We start from the raw sequence: 11,707 nt of genomic DNA, 5'->3' as shown, positions 1-11,707 counted from the left end.
TATTTTGTTGCTATAGTGCTGTTCCAGATGACAATCGATAAGGAACGGCTATGGATCACTATTGTGCGCTCGTCGTCGAGGTGCGCACGGCGCGAAGCTGCGGCGATCGCGATCGCGAGGCTTTGCAGCTCCTCATCGCGGACGCGCTCCCGTATCTCAACGCCCTCTTCGAGGCGGGCATCGAGAAGGACGTCGCCTTCGGCCGCGCCGACGAGGTGCAAGGGTTGTTTCGCGACCCCTTGACGGCGTTTCTGTACTACCGCATGCTCGGCTTCATCCTGGGGTTCGACGTGCTGCGCGGCGGCCTGGGCGTGGGGGCGTGGAGCGTGCGCGTCGATTCGGGCGGGTCGGCAAGCCAAGACGGCCCGGCCTACCGCAACGCCCGCGCCGCCCTCGCCGAAGCCGGGAAGGGCCGGCGGTTCGACGTCGCCATCTGCTCGGGCAACCTGTTCGACGACATGCTGGTCACGCTCATGGACCATGCGCTGAGCATCTGCAGGATGAGAACCGCCGTCCAGAACGAGACGGCGCTCGCGGTGGAGCTGCTCCGTCCGCTCGTCCCCTCCGGGCAGGAGGATCGGCCGCCCGCTTCCGCGGAACGCTTGTCGGCGCTCGGGCTGTCTGCTTTGAGCGGTTGGCGAGACAACAGGGGCCTGATAGGCAGGGCGCTCGCGTGCGGTTCGGCGGGCACCCTGTTTCTCGCGGGGAAGCCGAGGGCCCTCGGCCGGCTTTCCGGGACGTCCTCCGAGTTCGAGCTGACGGGAGGCGACCTCGTGGGGGTGTCGTACGACCTCGCCGAGATCGCCCGCTCGGCGCGCCAGGGCATCGACCGCCACCTGTCGCAGGGTCGGGTGGCGCAGGAGCGAAACGCCGTCGCGCTCCTCGCGTTCTCCCTCGACCAGCTGTTCGGGCGGTGACCGGGCGGTGACGCCCGCTGCTCGACGAACGGCGGGCGGGCGAAGAAGCCTTACGGCAGGTCGATCACCGTGGTGGTGCTGACGGGGGCTTCGGGGGACTCGGTGTCGGCGCTCCAGACGCTGACGGCGGGCGCCGGATCCTCGCCGGCGTCGACGGCGTCCATGAGGGCCTTCCACTCCTCGGGGCTCTCGGGCACGAGCCACACGCCGCCGAGCTCCTCGATGAAGTCGCCGTAGTAGGGGCCGGTGGTGCCGTACACGGTGATCTCGTCGCCCGAAGCCAGCTCGTCCGCCCAGGCCAGCTGGTCGTCGAGCGGCACGTTCGTGGTCACGAATCCCTGCAGCAGCGTGAGCAGCGCGCCGGTTTGCGTCGGATCGGCGTACGCCAGCTCGATGAACTCGGTCATCATCTGGCGGTCGACCACCTGGCGGATCATCTCCTGCTGGTAGCCGGTGTCGCCGTAGCCGGTGCGCGCGCGGGACAGCGCCATCGCCCTCCACCGGCGTGAGCGTCTGCTCGCCGGCGTCGAACACCTCGTCGGGGTAGTCCTTCGTGTAGAAGTTGTACGTCAAGCCGTAGGGCAGGTCCAGGTCGAGGCCGCCGAAGTGCTCGACGATGCTCTGCAGCCCGTCGAACCCGACGACGACGTACTGCGACACGTCCACGCCCACGACGTCGGACACGGCGGCGCACTGCTCCTCGGGCCCGGCGATGGTGAGCATCTGGTTGAGCTTCGAGGTGTTGCCGTCGGGGAACACGTAGGCGGTGTCGCGCGGCACGGAGACGAGCGTGATCTGGTGGCGCGCGAAGTCGAGGCGCATGAGCATCATGAGGTCGGCGTGGCCGGGCGTGTACTGCTCCCAGGAGTCGTCGCCGATGACGAGGATGTACTCGGGATCGGGCGCGGGCGGCTCCGGCGTGTCGTTCACGACGAGCTGCTCGGTCGGCGCCGGCTGCGCGTCGCTTTCCTGCGGCTCCGGCGCGGAGCAGGAGCCCAGCACGACGGCGAGCGCCGCCGCCAGCGCGACGAGCAGGGCGAGCAGCCCCGGACGGACCTTCGATGTTGTGCGGCGCTGTGCGATGGCGACCATGCGAACCACTTCCTCGTACGAATGCTGCGTGACGTTTCCGCCTATGATACCTGATAGGCGAACCGACGGGGACGTGATCGGGCTCAACGGCCCGTCGGAGGGCTAAAGGTGATTACAAAAATAATTGAATGAAACGCGATTGGCTTCCGGGAAAAACGGCATGCGATAAAGTCAGACCGGTGCAAGGTTCCCTAGAGTCGAGAGTGCGTTTATTGAACATCAAGCAGATCAGATACTTCGCCTCCGCGGTTGCCCATGGCAGCTTGACCGCGGCGGCGAAACACGAGTACGTCAGCGTGCAGGCGATCTCGAAGTCGCTGAGCGACCTCGAGCGGGAGCTGGGGTACTCGCTCTTCTCGCGCAAGAGCCACGGCATCGCCCCCACGGCGTTCGGCAACGCGTTTCTGCGGGAAGCGACGTCGGTGCTCAAAGGGTTCGAGCGTCTGGAGACGTTCGCAACGTGCTGGGGGGGGGGGTGCTCGAATCTCAGGGCAAGGTGTTCCATATGGCGCTGTGCCTGCCGCCGTTCTACAACTTCGATCAGACGTGCCGTCGCATCGCCGCGATGGCGCAGCGGATAACCAACGCGAGCGTGACGGTGTCGCTGGCTCCCAGCGGCAAGGGCCTGAACGGGCTGCACGTGGGGAGGTTCGACGCGCTCCTCACCCTGGGCGCGGTGTCGCACCCCTCCGTGGACTGCGTGCCCGTGGGCGCCGTGCCGCTCGGCGTGTTCATGGCGAAGGACCATCCCTGCGTAGCGCGCGACGAGGTGCGCCTCGACGACTTGAAGACGTATCCCGTGCTGACCTCCGAGGGCTTCGAGCTGTTCAACGACGTGGTGGTGTCCACGTATCGCAAGCGCGGGGTGGACATCGCGTGCTCGCCGATGACCTCGCAGGAGATCGATCGGTTCCTGCGCGAGCGCCTCGGCTTGGTGCTGGCCGTGGGCATTCCCGCGCTCGGCGGCATGCTGCCCGGCGCGACGATGCGGCTCATGCGGCCCGAGGACGGCTTGCCGATCGCGATTTGCCTGGTCACGGCAAAGGGAGCCAAGCGTCCCGAGTACCGGGCGCTCGAGGGCACCCTCGCCAGCGGCTTGAAGGCGCTCGCGGGCGAGGCCTTCGAGTAGCGCTTGGCGCGCCTCTAGCGCGCGTTCGCGCGCGGCGCGTCGGCGGCCAGCGCGTCGGCGGCGAGGTGCAGCGCGTCGAGGATGCAATCGTTGCAGCTGCGCAGGGGCTGCCTCGTCTTGATCCCCTTGAGCTCGGGGCATAGCGTGGAGCCGTTGTGCGCGCGGAAGTCGGCGACCAGCTTGCGCATGATGCGGTAGGTGCCCTGCTTGCTCGTGGGGTCGTCCTTGCCGTTGCTGTTCGCCAGGCCGATGATCATCGCAGCGCCCGTGAGCGCCCCGCAGGTTTCGGTGAGCCCGCCCATGCCCGCGCCGAGCGCCTCGGCGGCGCGGAAGCACTGGTCCTCGTCGGCGCGTACGGCAGGCGCGAGCGTGCAGGCCACCGCCTGCGCGCAGTTGTAGTTCATGCCGTGCAGCTCGAGCGCGCGTCGGTCGAGCGCCTCGCGGTCGGCCAGCTGCGCCGTGCGGGGATCGGCGTTCGTCATGGGTGCTCCTTTCGTGTGATCGTGGCTATGATAGCGCTTCGTCGCGCTACACGGTATCATGGCCCGAAGGTTTCACGTCGATCGGTTCGGAAGGGGCGTTGTGGGCGCGCAGACCATTCTCATCGTGGAGGACGACGCGGACATCAACGCGCTGCTCGCGAAGATCGCGGCGCGCGAGGGGTTCACCACCGTGCAGGCGTACTCGGGCACCGAGGCGCTGCTGCGGATGGAGTGCGCGGCGTTCGACCTGATCCTGCTCGACATGATGCTGCCGGGGATGGAGGGCTCCGAGCTCATGGCGCGCCTGAGGGGCGAGCTGGGCTCGTCGGTGCCGGTGATCGTGGTGTCGGCGAAGGCGGGCTCCGCCGACAAGGTGGGCATGCTGGCCGCGGGCGCGGACGACTACGTGACGAAGCCCTTCGACCCCGACGAGGTGGCCGCGCGGATGCACGCGGTGCTGCGCCGCGCCGCGGGCGGGGCCGCGGCGGCCGGCGGGTCGGGCGCGAGCGCGGGCGGGGCCGCGGCCGACGTGCTCGCGCATCGCGACCTGCGGCTGGACGTCGCGTGCCGGCGCGTGACGCTCGGGGGCGCCGAGGTGGCGCTGACCGCGCACGAGTTCGACATCCTGCACGTGCTCATGCAGGCCCCCGACAAGGTGTTCTCGCGCGAACTGCTCTACGAGCTGGTGTGGAAGAGCGGCTACTACGGCGAGGAGAACGCCATCAACGTGCACGTCAGCAACATCCGCAAGAAGCTGGCGGCGGCGGGCGCCGAGGGCGACTACATCAAAACCGTGTGGGGCATCGGCTTCAAGCTGGCGTGACGGGGCGACGGCGCATCTTTATGCTTTCCTTATTCTTTCTTGAGGACTTATTTCCAGCCGGCATCGTAGAGTGCTCCCCGAAGCGAAACGCAAACGGGAGAAAGGGAGCACGGGCATCATGGACGCGGTAATCGAAACGAGGGGGCTGACGAAGCGCTACGGCGGCTTCGCGGCGCTCGACGACGTGAGCATCTCCGTGCGTCGCGGAGAGATATTCGGGCTGGTGGGCGACAACGGCGCGGGCAAGTCCACCCTGTTCAAGCTGCTGTGCGGCCTAGCGTTCCCCACCGAGGGGGAGATGCGGCTGTTCGGCGCGCACGAGCGCGGCGAGGTGGAGCGGCAGCGGGCGCGCATCGGGTGCATCATCGAAAGCCCCGGGTTCTACCCGCAGCTCAGCATCGAGAAGAACCTCGAGTGCTGCCGCATCCAGAAGGGCGTGCCGGGCAAGGACGCGGTGGCGCGCCTGCTGGACGCGGTGGAGCTGGGGCACGCGAAATCGCGCCGGTGCAAGGACCTGTCGATGGGCATGAAGCAGCGGCTGGGGCTGGCCATGGCGCTGATGGGCGAGCCCGAGGTGCTGATCCTCGACGAGCCGGTGAACGGCCTCGACCCCAGCGGCATCGCCGAGATCCGCGCGCTGCTGCAGCGGCTCAACCGCGAGAAGGGCATCACCGTGGTGCTGTCGAGCCACAACCTGCCCGAGCTGGAGCAGCTGGCCACCGAGTACGCCTTCCTGCGCCAGGGCAGGCTCATGGAGCAGGTGAGCGCCGAGCAGCTGCAGGCCCGCTGCGCGGACTGCATCGACATCGCGGTGTCGGACGCCGAGCGCTACCTCGTGCTGCTGGAGCGCGAGCTGCATCACGAGCGCTACCAGGTGCTTCCTGACGGGACCGTGCGCATCTTCGACCCGCAGCTGGAGGCGGAGGCGTACAGCCGCCTGGCCGGCGAGCAGGGCATGGGTGTGTCGCGCCTTGAGCGCCGTCGGACGTCGCTCGAGCAGTACTATTTCGAGTTGAAGGAGAAGGGGGCCGCGTGATGCTGAACTACGTGAAAAGCGAGTGGTACCGCATCGTGCACGGTCGCGAGCTGTACCTGTTCACCGGTGCGCTGTGCGCCATCGTGCTGGCGGGGAACGTGCTGCTGTGGGTCATGTCGACCACGCCCGACTTCCCCTACGCCACCGTGCGGTTCTCGATGAGCAACCTCATCTCGATGCTGACGTTGCTGTTCTTCATGGCGGGCTTGCTGGTATGGGTGCTGTTCGCCGACGACCGGAAGGACGGCACGTTCAAGAACGCCATCGTGCACGGCTGCTCGCGACGCGATCTGTTCGTGGGGAAGTGCCTCGTGGCGACGGCGCTCGGGCTGTGCGTCATGGCCGTGGTTTTGGCCGTGTACGTCGGCAGCGCGGTGCTGCTGCTGGAAGGCTCGACCGAGGCCGTGTTCATCCTGCTCAAGGGCGTGGCGGCGGCGTTGCCGTTCACCGTGGCCTGCATCGTGCTGGGCGTGGCGGTGTGCTCGACGCTGCCGAAGACCATCGCCGCGTTTCTGGTGTGGCTGGCCATCGTGAGCATCGTCCCCGGAGTGTTGGGCGTGATCGGGATGGGCGTCGAGCCGGTGGCCCGGTTGGCAAGCTGGCTGCCCGCGAACTTCTTCTCGAGCGAGGTGGCCATCAACCAGAGCGGCCTGGCGCAGTTTCTGTGGGATACGCCCGCGGGGTTGGCGAAGTGCATGATCGCCGGGTTCTCGGGTATCGTGGTGTTCGGCGTCGCGGGGCTGTGGCGCGCGAACAGGGCCGAGCTGTAGGGGCCAGGCGGGGAAAGGTGCGGGCATGACGGTGGTCCTCGGGGTGCTGGCGGCGGTTGCAAGCGCGTGCGCGGCGTACTTCGGCGCGCGCTACCTGCTGCTCAAGCGCTCGCTTCGGCAGGTGAACCGCGACTTGTCCGAGATCGTGGAGCGCCTCGAGGACAACCGCATCGTGAAGCTGCCGGTGCCCGATGCCGAGCTGGAGGCGCTGCTGGGCACCGTGAACCGCGCGCTCGAGGGCATCCGGCGGCAGGCGGTGGCCTACGCGCGCCACGAGGCGGAGCTGAAGACGCAGGTGGAGTGCATCAGCCACGACCTGCGCACGCCGCTGACGGCGATCCTGGGGTACCTGGCCCTCGTGGACGAGGACGGCATGGACGCGGAGACGCGCGCGTCGTTGGCCACGGTGCGGCGCAAGGCCGACGCGCTGCAGCGCCTCGTGGCGCAGTTCTACGAGCTGTCGCAGGCGCGCAGCGAGGACGCGCCCTTCGAGCGGGGCGCGGTGGAGGTCGGGCGCCTGCTGCGCGAGTCGGTGGCGGGGCGCTACCGCCTGTTCGAGGAGCGCGGGCTGGAGGTGCGCCTGAGCGCGCCCGACCGGCCGGTGACCGTGCAGGGCGACGCGAACGCGCTCGAGCGGGTGGTGGAGAACCTCGTGCACAACGCCGGCAAGTACGCGCGCACGACCTTCGACGTGGAGGTGATCGAGGGGCCGGGCAGCGTGCGCGTCGTGTTCTCGAACGACGTGGACGCGCTGCCGCCCGGCGACGCGGAGCGGCTGTTCGAGCCGTTCTACACCGCGGACGCGGCGCGCTCGGACGCGTCGTCGGGGCTGGGCCTGGCCATCGCGCGGTCGTTGGCGAGCCGGATGGGCGGCACGCTGGACGCGCGGCTCGAGCGGGCGGGCGACGCGTCGTGGTTGCGCTTCGACCTGCGGTTGGACGCCGCCGAGCCCGACCTCGGCGCGCGTTTCTAGCTTCGGTCCGCTGCGCGCGCGGGCTCGTTCGATTCGAGCTCGCGCCCGAACAGGGCGAGGTAGCGGGTGCTGATCTCGTGCGCGCGGGTCATGTCCTCGACGCCGATCTCCTCGACGCAGCGCATCTCGATGGCGCGCAGGGCGTCCATCATCTCGTTGCAGTGCCGGGCGCCCTCGGCGGTGAGGGCGTGCAGCTTGCTGCGCCTGTCGGCGTCGTCCTGGCGGTGCTCGGCCAGCCCGCGCCGCTCGAGGCCGGCCATGATGGAGCCCACGGTCTGCTTGGGGAGGTACAGCACGGCGGCCAGCTGCTTCTGGCTGATGCCCTCCGGATGCTCGCCGAGGAGGTAGAGGATCGACATCGAGTGGTACGATTCGCCGTAGCGCTTCGCGAACTCGCCGTACAGGTAATCCATCTGGAAGAAGTCCTCGTACATGTCGTCGAGGCACCGTTCGATGCGCTCCATCGCCTTCCTTCCGCCGCCGTGCGCACATTTAGTCCGATCTCAGACGATACTAGCAGAGCGACGGGGAATTGCAAGGAGGTGCACGGGACGTTCCCGTTCCGACACGACCGCGGCCGCCCCGGAGGGCGGCCGCGTCGGATAAGGGGGCAGGAGAGGGAGGGGTCCCGCCCCCGTGCGTCAGCGCGTTCGCGGTTAGGCGAAGTCGAGCTCGCCGATGGTCGTGTCCTTGGCGCACGCTTCGCCGACCAGCTGGCCGAACGTCACGCAGCGGCCATGGCTGACGCCGGGGCAGTGCACCGGGTAGTCCTTGCCGAAGAAGTCGCCCTGCACGTTGCCGATGGCGAACAGGCCCTCGATGGGCTCGTCCTCGGCGGTGAGCACCTGCGAGTCGGCGTTCACGTGGAGGCCGAACGGGATGGTGAGCGTGGAGCACACGTTCTTCGTGGCGTAGAACGGCGCGGTCTTCACGGGCGCGAGCCACTGCGCGGGCACGTCGAAGTCGACGTCCTCTCCGGCCTCGGCCATGCTGTTGTAGCGCTCGACGGTGGCCTTGAACGTGTCGGCCGGGATGTCGAGCTGCTTGGCCAGGTCGTCCAGCGTGTCGGCCTTGATGAGCTTGCCGTTGCCCAGCCACTTCTCCATGACGGCGTCGAGGCCGTCGGTGAAGCGGTCGAAGCGCTCGGGCTGCTGCTGCATGAGGTACGTCTCGTAGTCGCCGTCGAAGATGGACCATGCCACGTTGCCCGGGGTGTTCATGCGGGCGTTCGTCAGCATGGGCTCGAAGGGCATCTCGGCGCCGTAGCGCTCGCCGTTGGCGTTCACGGCCAGCCAGCTCATGATGAAGGACGTGAGGTTGAACTCGAGCGTGTCCAGCGTGAACTGGTGGATCATCGGCGCGGCTTCGCTCTTCGACAGGGCGGCCCCGGCCCACATGCCCATGGTCAGGCCGTCGCCGTTGTTGAAGCCGGCCGGCGCGTAGCAGTTGGAATCCGAGCGGTTCGAGATGGGGCAGAACGCGTCGATCATCTCCTGGTTGCCGCCGATGTCGCCCGTGGCCAGGATGACGCCCTTCTTGGCGTTGTACTGCACGTGCTTGCCGTCCTTCGTGGTGGCGATGACGCCGGTGATGCCGCTTGCCGCGTCGCCCACGAGCTGCTCGGCGCGCGCCTCGAACACGAATTCGGCGCCGTTGTCGACGGCGGAGTTGTACACGAGTTCGCCCAGCGTCACGTTGACCGGCTGGCCGTCGTCGCGGGCGTCGTACTTCTCGCCGCCGCGCACGAACGACACGGCGTCGGGGTAGACGCGCCAGTGGTCGGACAGCGTGGACCAGTTGCCGTACTTCGCCGTGCCGGACAGCGCGGACACCATGCTCACGCCGTTCTTGGAGCCCAGCTCTTCGATGTAGTCGAACACCTCGCCGGAGCGCGAGGCCCACACGTAGATGAGGTCGTAGTTCGTGGTCTGATGCGAGGCTTGATGCAGGAAGCGGGTCGCCACGCGCGGGTCGAGGTCGAAGCCGTTCGCCTTGTGGTACTTGCTGCCGAGGTGCCCCACGTCCACGCCGCGCACGGAGAACGTGGTGTTGCGCTCGATGACCACCGTCTTGGCGCCGTTGCGAGCGGCCGCTTCGGCGGCGTTGATGCCCGCGAGGCCGGCGCCCACGATGACCACGTCGTAGTCCTGCGTCTCGGCCACGTCGGAGATGGGCTCGGGCGCCACTTCCCACGTGTGCTTCGCCGCGGCGTCGCCCTTCGACGAGCCTGCGCTCGCGCTGCCGGTTGCGGCGTCGGAGGACGCGGCGGGGCTGCATGCCGGCAGCGCGACGGCCGCGGCGGCGGCAGCGCCGGTGACGAGCGCGCCCTTCAAGAAATTCCTGCGGTTGATATCCATTCAGATACCCCTTCCCTCAGGACCCCTCGGGGGTCCGTATCCCTTGGTCCCGCTGAGCGGGCTGCGCAGCTGTGCGCTGCGCTGGGATCAGGGTGCGGGTTGGGGGCGCGCCCGCGCAACGCGCGATTCGCCTTATTTTGCAATATCAGGTGTCTCCCGTGACTTATTCCGCCCGCTCACGTGATTCGGGTGACGGCGTCTGATCAGGCGAGAAGACGAAATCGATGAATTGCTGGCGATCGTGCACGCCCGCCTTCTGGTAGATGTGCCGCACGTGGGTGCCCACGGTGTTCTCGGAGATGCTGAGGCGCTCGGCGATCCAGGGCTGGGTGCGCCCGTAGGCCAGCAGCACGCCGATCTCGCGCTCGCGCGTGGTGAGCCCGATGCCGTCGAACCACGCGTCGAGGCGCGCTTCCTGGGTTGCGCGCTCGTCGCCCGAGAGGTCGGGGCGGGCGCGGCCGAACAGCATCCACATGTCCTCGCTGCTGAGCAGCAGCACGGTGGCGATGACCACGAGGTAGCCCACCACGGTGGTCTCGGCGGCCACGTTGCCGTGCATCGTCTCGTCGTTGCCCACGAGCATGATGCCCACGACGGCACCCACCACGTAGCACAGCACGGCTAGCAGCCGCATGAGTGCGATGGTTTTGAGCGGGTCGCGCGATTGCGCGTAGGAGATCTGGGAGAACGCGACCCAGATGAGCAGGTCGAGGATCGTGTAGCCGCTGATGATGATGGCGCCCGACACCCAGAACAGGTCGGTGCCGAACAGGAACGCCATCAGCATGAAGCCGGCGATCATGGCCAGCAGCCCCACGCGGTACACGGTGCTGGCACGGCGCTCGGCCAGCACGACGATGGCGAAGATGAGCACGGCCGTGATGCCGCGCGCCACCTGCACGAGGATGCCGTTGGAGTACCCGCCGCTGGCGATGGGCGAGAACGACACGAGGTGTTGCAGGTAGCCGAAGCCGGTCATGACGAGGGCCACGGCGCACAGCAGCATCATCGACGTGCCGAGGTGCACCTTCAAGCGCGAGCGCAGGCCGCGCTTCGGCCGCGGGTCGAGCGGGGTGGTGCGGCGATAGGTGCGCAGCTCGGGCGCGATGGCCACGAACAGCGCGCCGGAGACGAGGGGCAGAAGCGCCGAGAACACGGCGGCGGCCTCGGGGATCATGAACAGCAGCGGCGTGTCGATGACGATGGCGCAGGCGAACCCGCCGGCCACGTAGGGCGTGGCGCTGCGCTCGCCGTCGTGGCAGTAGGCGGCGCCCCATCCCAGCTGGTACGTCGCCATGAACGCGCCGGCGCACAGGCCGCCGGCCGCGAGCGCGATCCAGTTGTGGTTCATGCCGGCCAGCAGGAACAGCAGCGAGCCCGCCGTGCCCAGCGCGGCGAACGCGAGCGGCACGCGCTTCTGCGCGAGCAGGCTGTTGCATGCCGCGGGTTTGACGAGCGCGAGGGCGAGCCAGGGCAGGCTCAGCCCGAACACGGCCACGGCCGCGAGCTCCGCCATGAAGCCCTCGGCTTCGGGGCGGACGAAGAACAGGCTCATGAACAGCGCGTCGAGCCAAGCCCAGAAAAACGCCGAGCCGATGATGATCTTGATGCCGGTCGTGCCGTGCACCCGTTCCAGCAGTTTCATGCGATTCCTCCCTAGACGCAGGCGATTATACCCCAGCGCCCCCGTGCGTTCGCGGCTGGCCGAAAGGTGTACCCTGCGCGTGATGTCCGGCCAACCCGAATCGCGTTCGCCCCCTGCCGAATGTTTCACGTGAAACATTTGTTCGTTGGCGATGTTTCGGGGGGGGGGGCGAGCGTTTGCGGCGCGGTCCTCGATGCGAACCTGGTCGGGCGCGTCCAGTACCCCCCCCCTTTTTTTTTTACGGGTCGGGCTGTTTCTGCCGAATCCGGTACGTTCTTGCCATCTGCGCCCTCTTCGAAGACGGGGGGGGAGGGCGAGGACGTGAAGCGCGGGGCGGATGCGGATCGCCACGATGGTGCGCCGGATGTTTCACGTGAAACATTTGTTCTTGTACGTTGCGGGCGCGTCGCCCCGCCCGCGCAGCGCCGCGCGTGCCCCCTCGACCGCCTTCCCGGCCGCATGCGCCGTTTGCCTCGTTTCCGC

13 protein-coding genes and 1 pseudogene are annotated in these 11,707 nt (G+C 68.2%); 8 read left to right on the top strand and 6 right to left on the bottom strand.

Features of this window, described 5'->3' with window-relative positions; genetic code table 11:
• Nucleotides 1–50: 50 nt before the first annotated feature.
• Nucleotides 51–917, top strand: coding sequence for a hypothetical protein (locus GS424_RS13040; RefSeq protein ID WP_160942628.1), 867 nt, complete (start codon nucleotides 51–53; stop codon nucleotides 915–917).
• Between the two features lie 50 nt (nucleotides 918–967).
• Here GS424_RS13040 and GS424_RS17980 read toward each other — a convergent pair whose 3' ends face one another.
• Together GS424_RS17980 and GS424_RS17975 are read right to left on the bottom strand one after the other, a co-directional pair.
• Nucleotides 968–1,408, bottom strand: a complete 441-nt coding sequence (locus tag GS424_RS17980) for a hypothetical protein (protein WP_244977548.1) — start codon at nucleotides 1,406–1,408, stop codon at nucleotides 968–970.
• Between the two features lie 73 nt (nucleotides 1,409–1,481).
• Nucleotides 1,482–1,739, bottom strand: a pseudogene (locus tag GS424_RS17975) (LCP family glycopolymer transferase); the annotation flags it as partial.
• Here GS424_RS17975 and GS424_RS17970 point away from each other — a divergent pair.
• Genes GS424_RS17970 through GS424_RS13025 form a run of 3 tightly spaced genes read left to right on the top strand, consistent with a single transcriptional unit; the run spans nucleotide 1,708 to nucleotide 3,138 of the window.
• Entirely contained in the window at nucleotides 1,708–2,115 is a 408-nt protein-coding gene (locus GS424_RS17970) for a hypothetical protein (RefSeq protein ID WP_244977547.1), read from the top strand. The pseudogene GS424_RS17975 and the gene GS424_RS17970 sit on opposite strands and share 32 nt — an antisense overlap.
• Nucleotides 2,116–2,137: 22 nt before the next feature.
• Nucleotides 2,138–2,590 carry a LysR family transcriptional regulator gene (locus tag GS424_RS18155; RefSeq protein ID WP_425321383.1) on the top strand — a complete coding sequence of 151 codons (453 nt, stop codon included), beginning with the start codon at nucleotides 2,138–2,140 and terminating at the stop codon, nucleotides 2,588–2,590.
• Nucleotides 2,485–3,138 carry a LysR substrate-binding domain-containing protein gene (locus GS424_RS13025; RefSeq protein WP_244977546.1) on the top strand — a complete coding sequence of 218 codons (654 nt, stop codon included), beginning with the start codon at nucleotides 2,485–2,487 and terminating at the stop codon, nucleotides 3,136–3,138. The genes GS424_RS18155 and GS424_RS13025 overlap by 106 nt, the downstream gene beginning before the upstream one ends.
• 14 nt (nucleotides 3,139–3,152) lie before the next feature.
• Here the strand turns inward: GS424_RS13025 and GS424_RS13020 are convergent, their stop codons facing one another.
• Nucleotides 3,153–3,620 carry a C-GCAxxG-C-C family protein gene (locus GS424_RS13020; RefSeq protein ID WP_160942630.1) on the bottom strand — a complete coding sequence of 156 codons (468 nt, stop codon included), beginning with the start codon at nucleotides 3,618–3,620 and terminating at the stop codon, nucleotides 3,153–3,155.
• A gap of 100 nt (nucleotides 3,621–3,720) precedes the next feature.
• On the opposite strand from GS424_RS13020, the gene GS424_RS13015 reads away from it, so the two are divergent.
• The 4 genes from GS424_RS13015 to GS424_RS13000 all read left to right on the top strand — a co-directional run bounded on the left by GS424_RS13015 (nucleotide 3,721) and on the right by GS424_RS13000 (nucleotide 7,222).
• Nucleotides 3,721–4,443, top strand: a complete 723-nt coding sequence (locus tag GS424_RS13015) for a response regulator transcription factor (protein WP_160942631.1) — start codon at nucleotides 3,721–3,723, stop codon at nucleotides 4,441–4,443.
• A gap of 118 nt (nucleotides 4,444–4,561) precedes the next feature.
• Nucleotides 4,562–5,479, top strand: a complete 918-nt coding sequence (locus tag GS424_RS13010) for an ABC transporter ATP-binding protein (RefSeq protein ID WP_160942632.1) — start codon at nucleotides 4,562–4,564, stop codon at nucleotides 5,477–5,479.
• On the top strand, nucleotides 5,479–6,249 hold the full coding sequence (locus GS424_RS13005; protein ID WP_222617711.1) for an ABC transporter permease: 771 nt from the start codon (nucleotides 5,479–5,481) through the stop codon (nucleotides 6,247–6,249). The genes GS424_RS13010 and GS424_RS13005 overlap by 1 nt, the downstream gene beginning before the upstream one ends.
• A gap of 25 nt (nucleotides 6,250–6,274) precedes the next feature.
• Nucleotides 6,275–7,222 (top strand): sensor histidine kinase, encoded by a 948-nt coding sequence (locus GS424_RS13000; protein ID WP_160942634.1) that lies wholly within the window; start codon nucleotides 6,275–6,277, stop codon nucleotides 7,220–7,222.
• On the opposite strand, the gene GS424_RS12995 is transcribed toward GS424_RS13000, so the two are convergent.
• The 3 genes from GS424_RS12995 to GS424_RS12985 all read right to left on the bottom strand — a co-directional run bounded on the left by GS424_RS12995 (nucleotide 7,219) and on the right by GS424_RS12985 (nucleotide 11,224).
• Nucleotides 7,219–7,686: a MarR family winged helix-turn-helix transcriptional regulator gene (locus GS424_RS12995; protein ID WP_160942635.1), complete on the bottom strand. Its 468-nt coding sequence runs from the start codon at nucleotides 7,684–7,686 to the stop codon at nucleotides 7,219–7,221. The two genes, GS424_RS13000 and GS424_RS12995, sit on opposite strands and share 4 nt — an antisense overlap.
• Nucleotides 7,687–7,878: 192 nt before the next feature.
• Nucleotides 7,879–9,579 carry an FAD-dependent oxidoreductase gene (locus GS424_RS12990; RefSeq protein ID WP_160942636.1) on the bottom strand — a complete coding sequence of 567 codons (1,701 nt, stop codon included), beginning with the start codon at nucleotides 9,577–9,579 and terminating at the stop codon, nucleotides 7,879–7,881.
• Nucleotides 9,580–9,742: 163 nt separating this feature from the next.
• The gene (locus GS424_RS12985) at nucleotides 9,743–11,224 is read right to left on the bottom strand and encodes a helix-turn-helix domain-containing protein (RefSeq protein WP_160942637.1); all 1,482 of its coding nucleotides are present in this window, start codon (nucleotides 11,222–11,224) and stop codon (nucleotides 9,743–9,745) included.
• Nucleotides 11,225–11,707 lie beyond the last annotated feature (483 nt).

Source organism: Eggerthella guodeyinii (assembly GCF_009834925.2).
GTDB lineage: Bacteria > Actinomycetota > Coriobacteriia > Coriobacteriales > Eggerthellaceae > Eggerthella > Eggerthella guodeyinii.
This window is presented reverse-complemented; position numbering and strand designations above follow the sequence as displayed.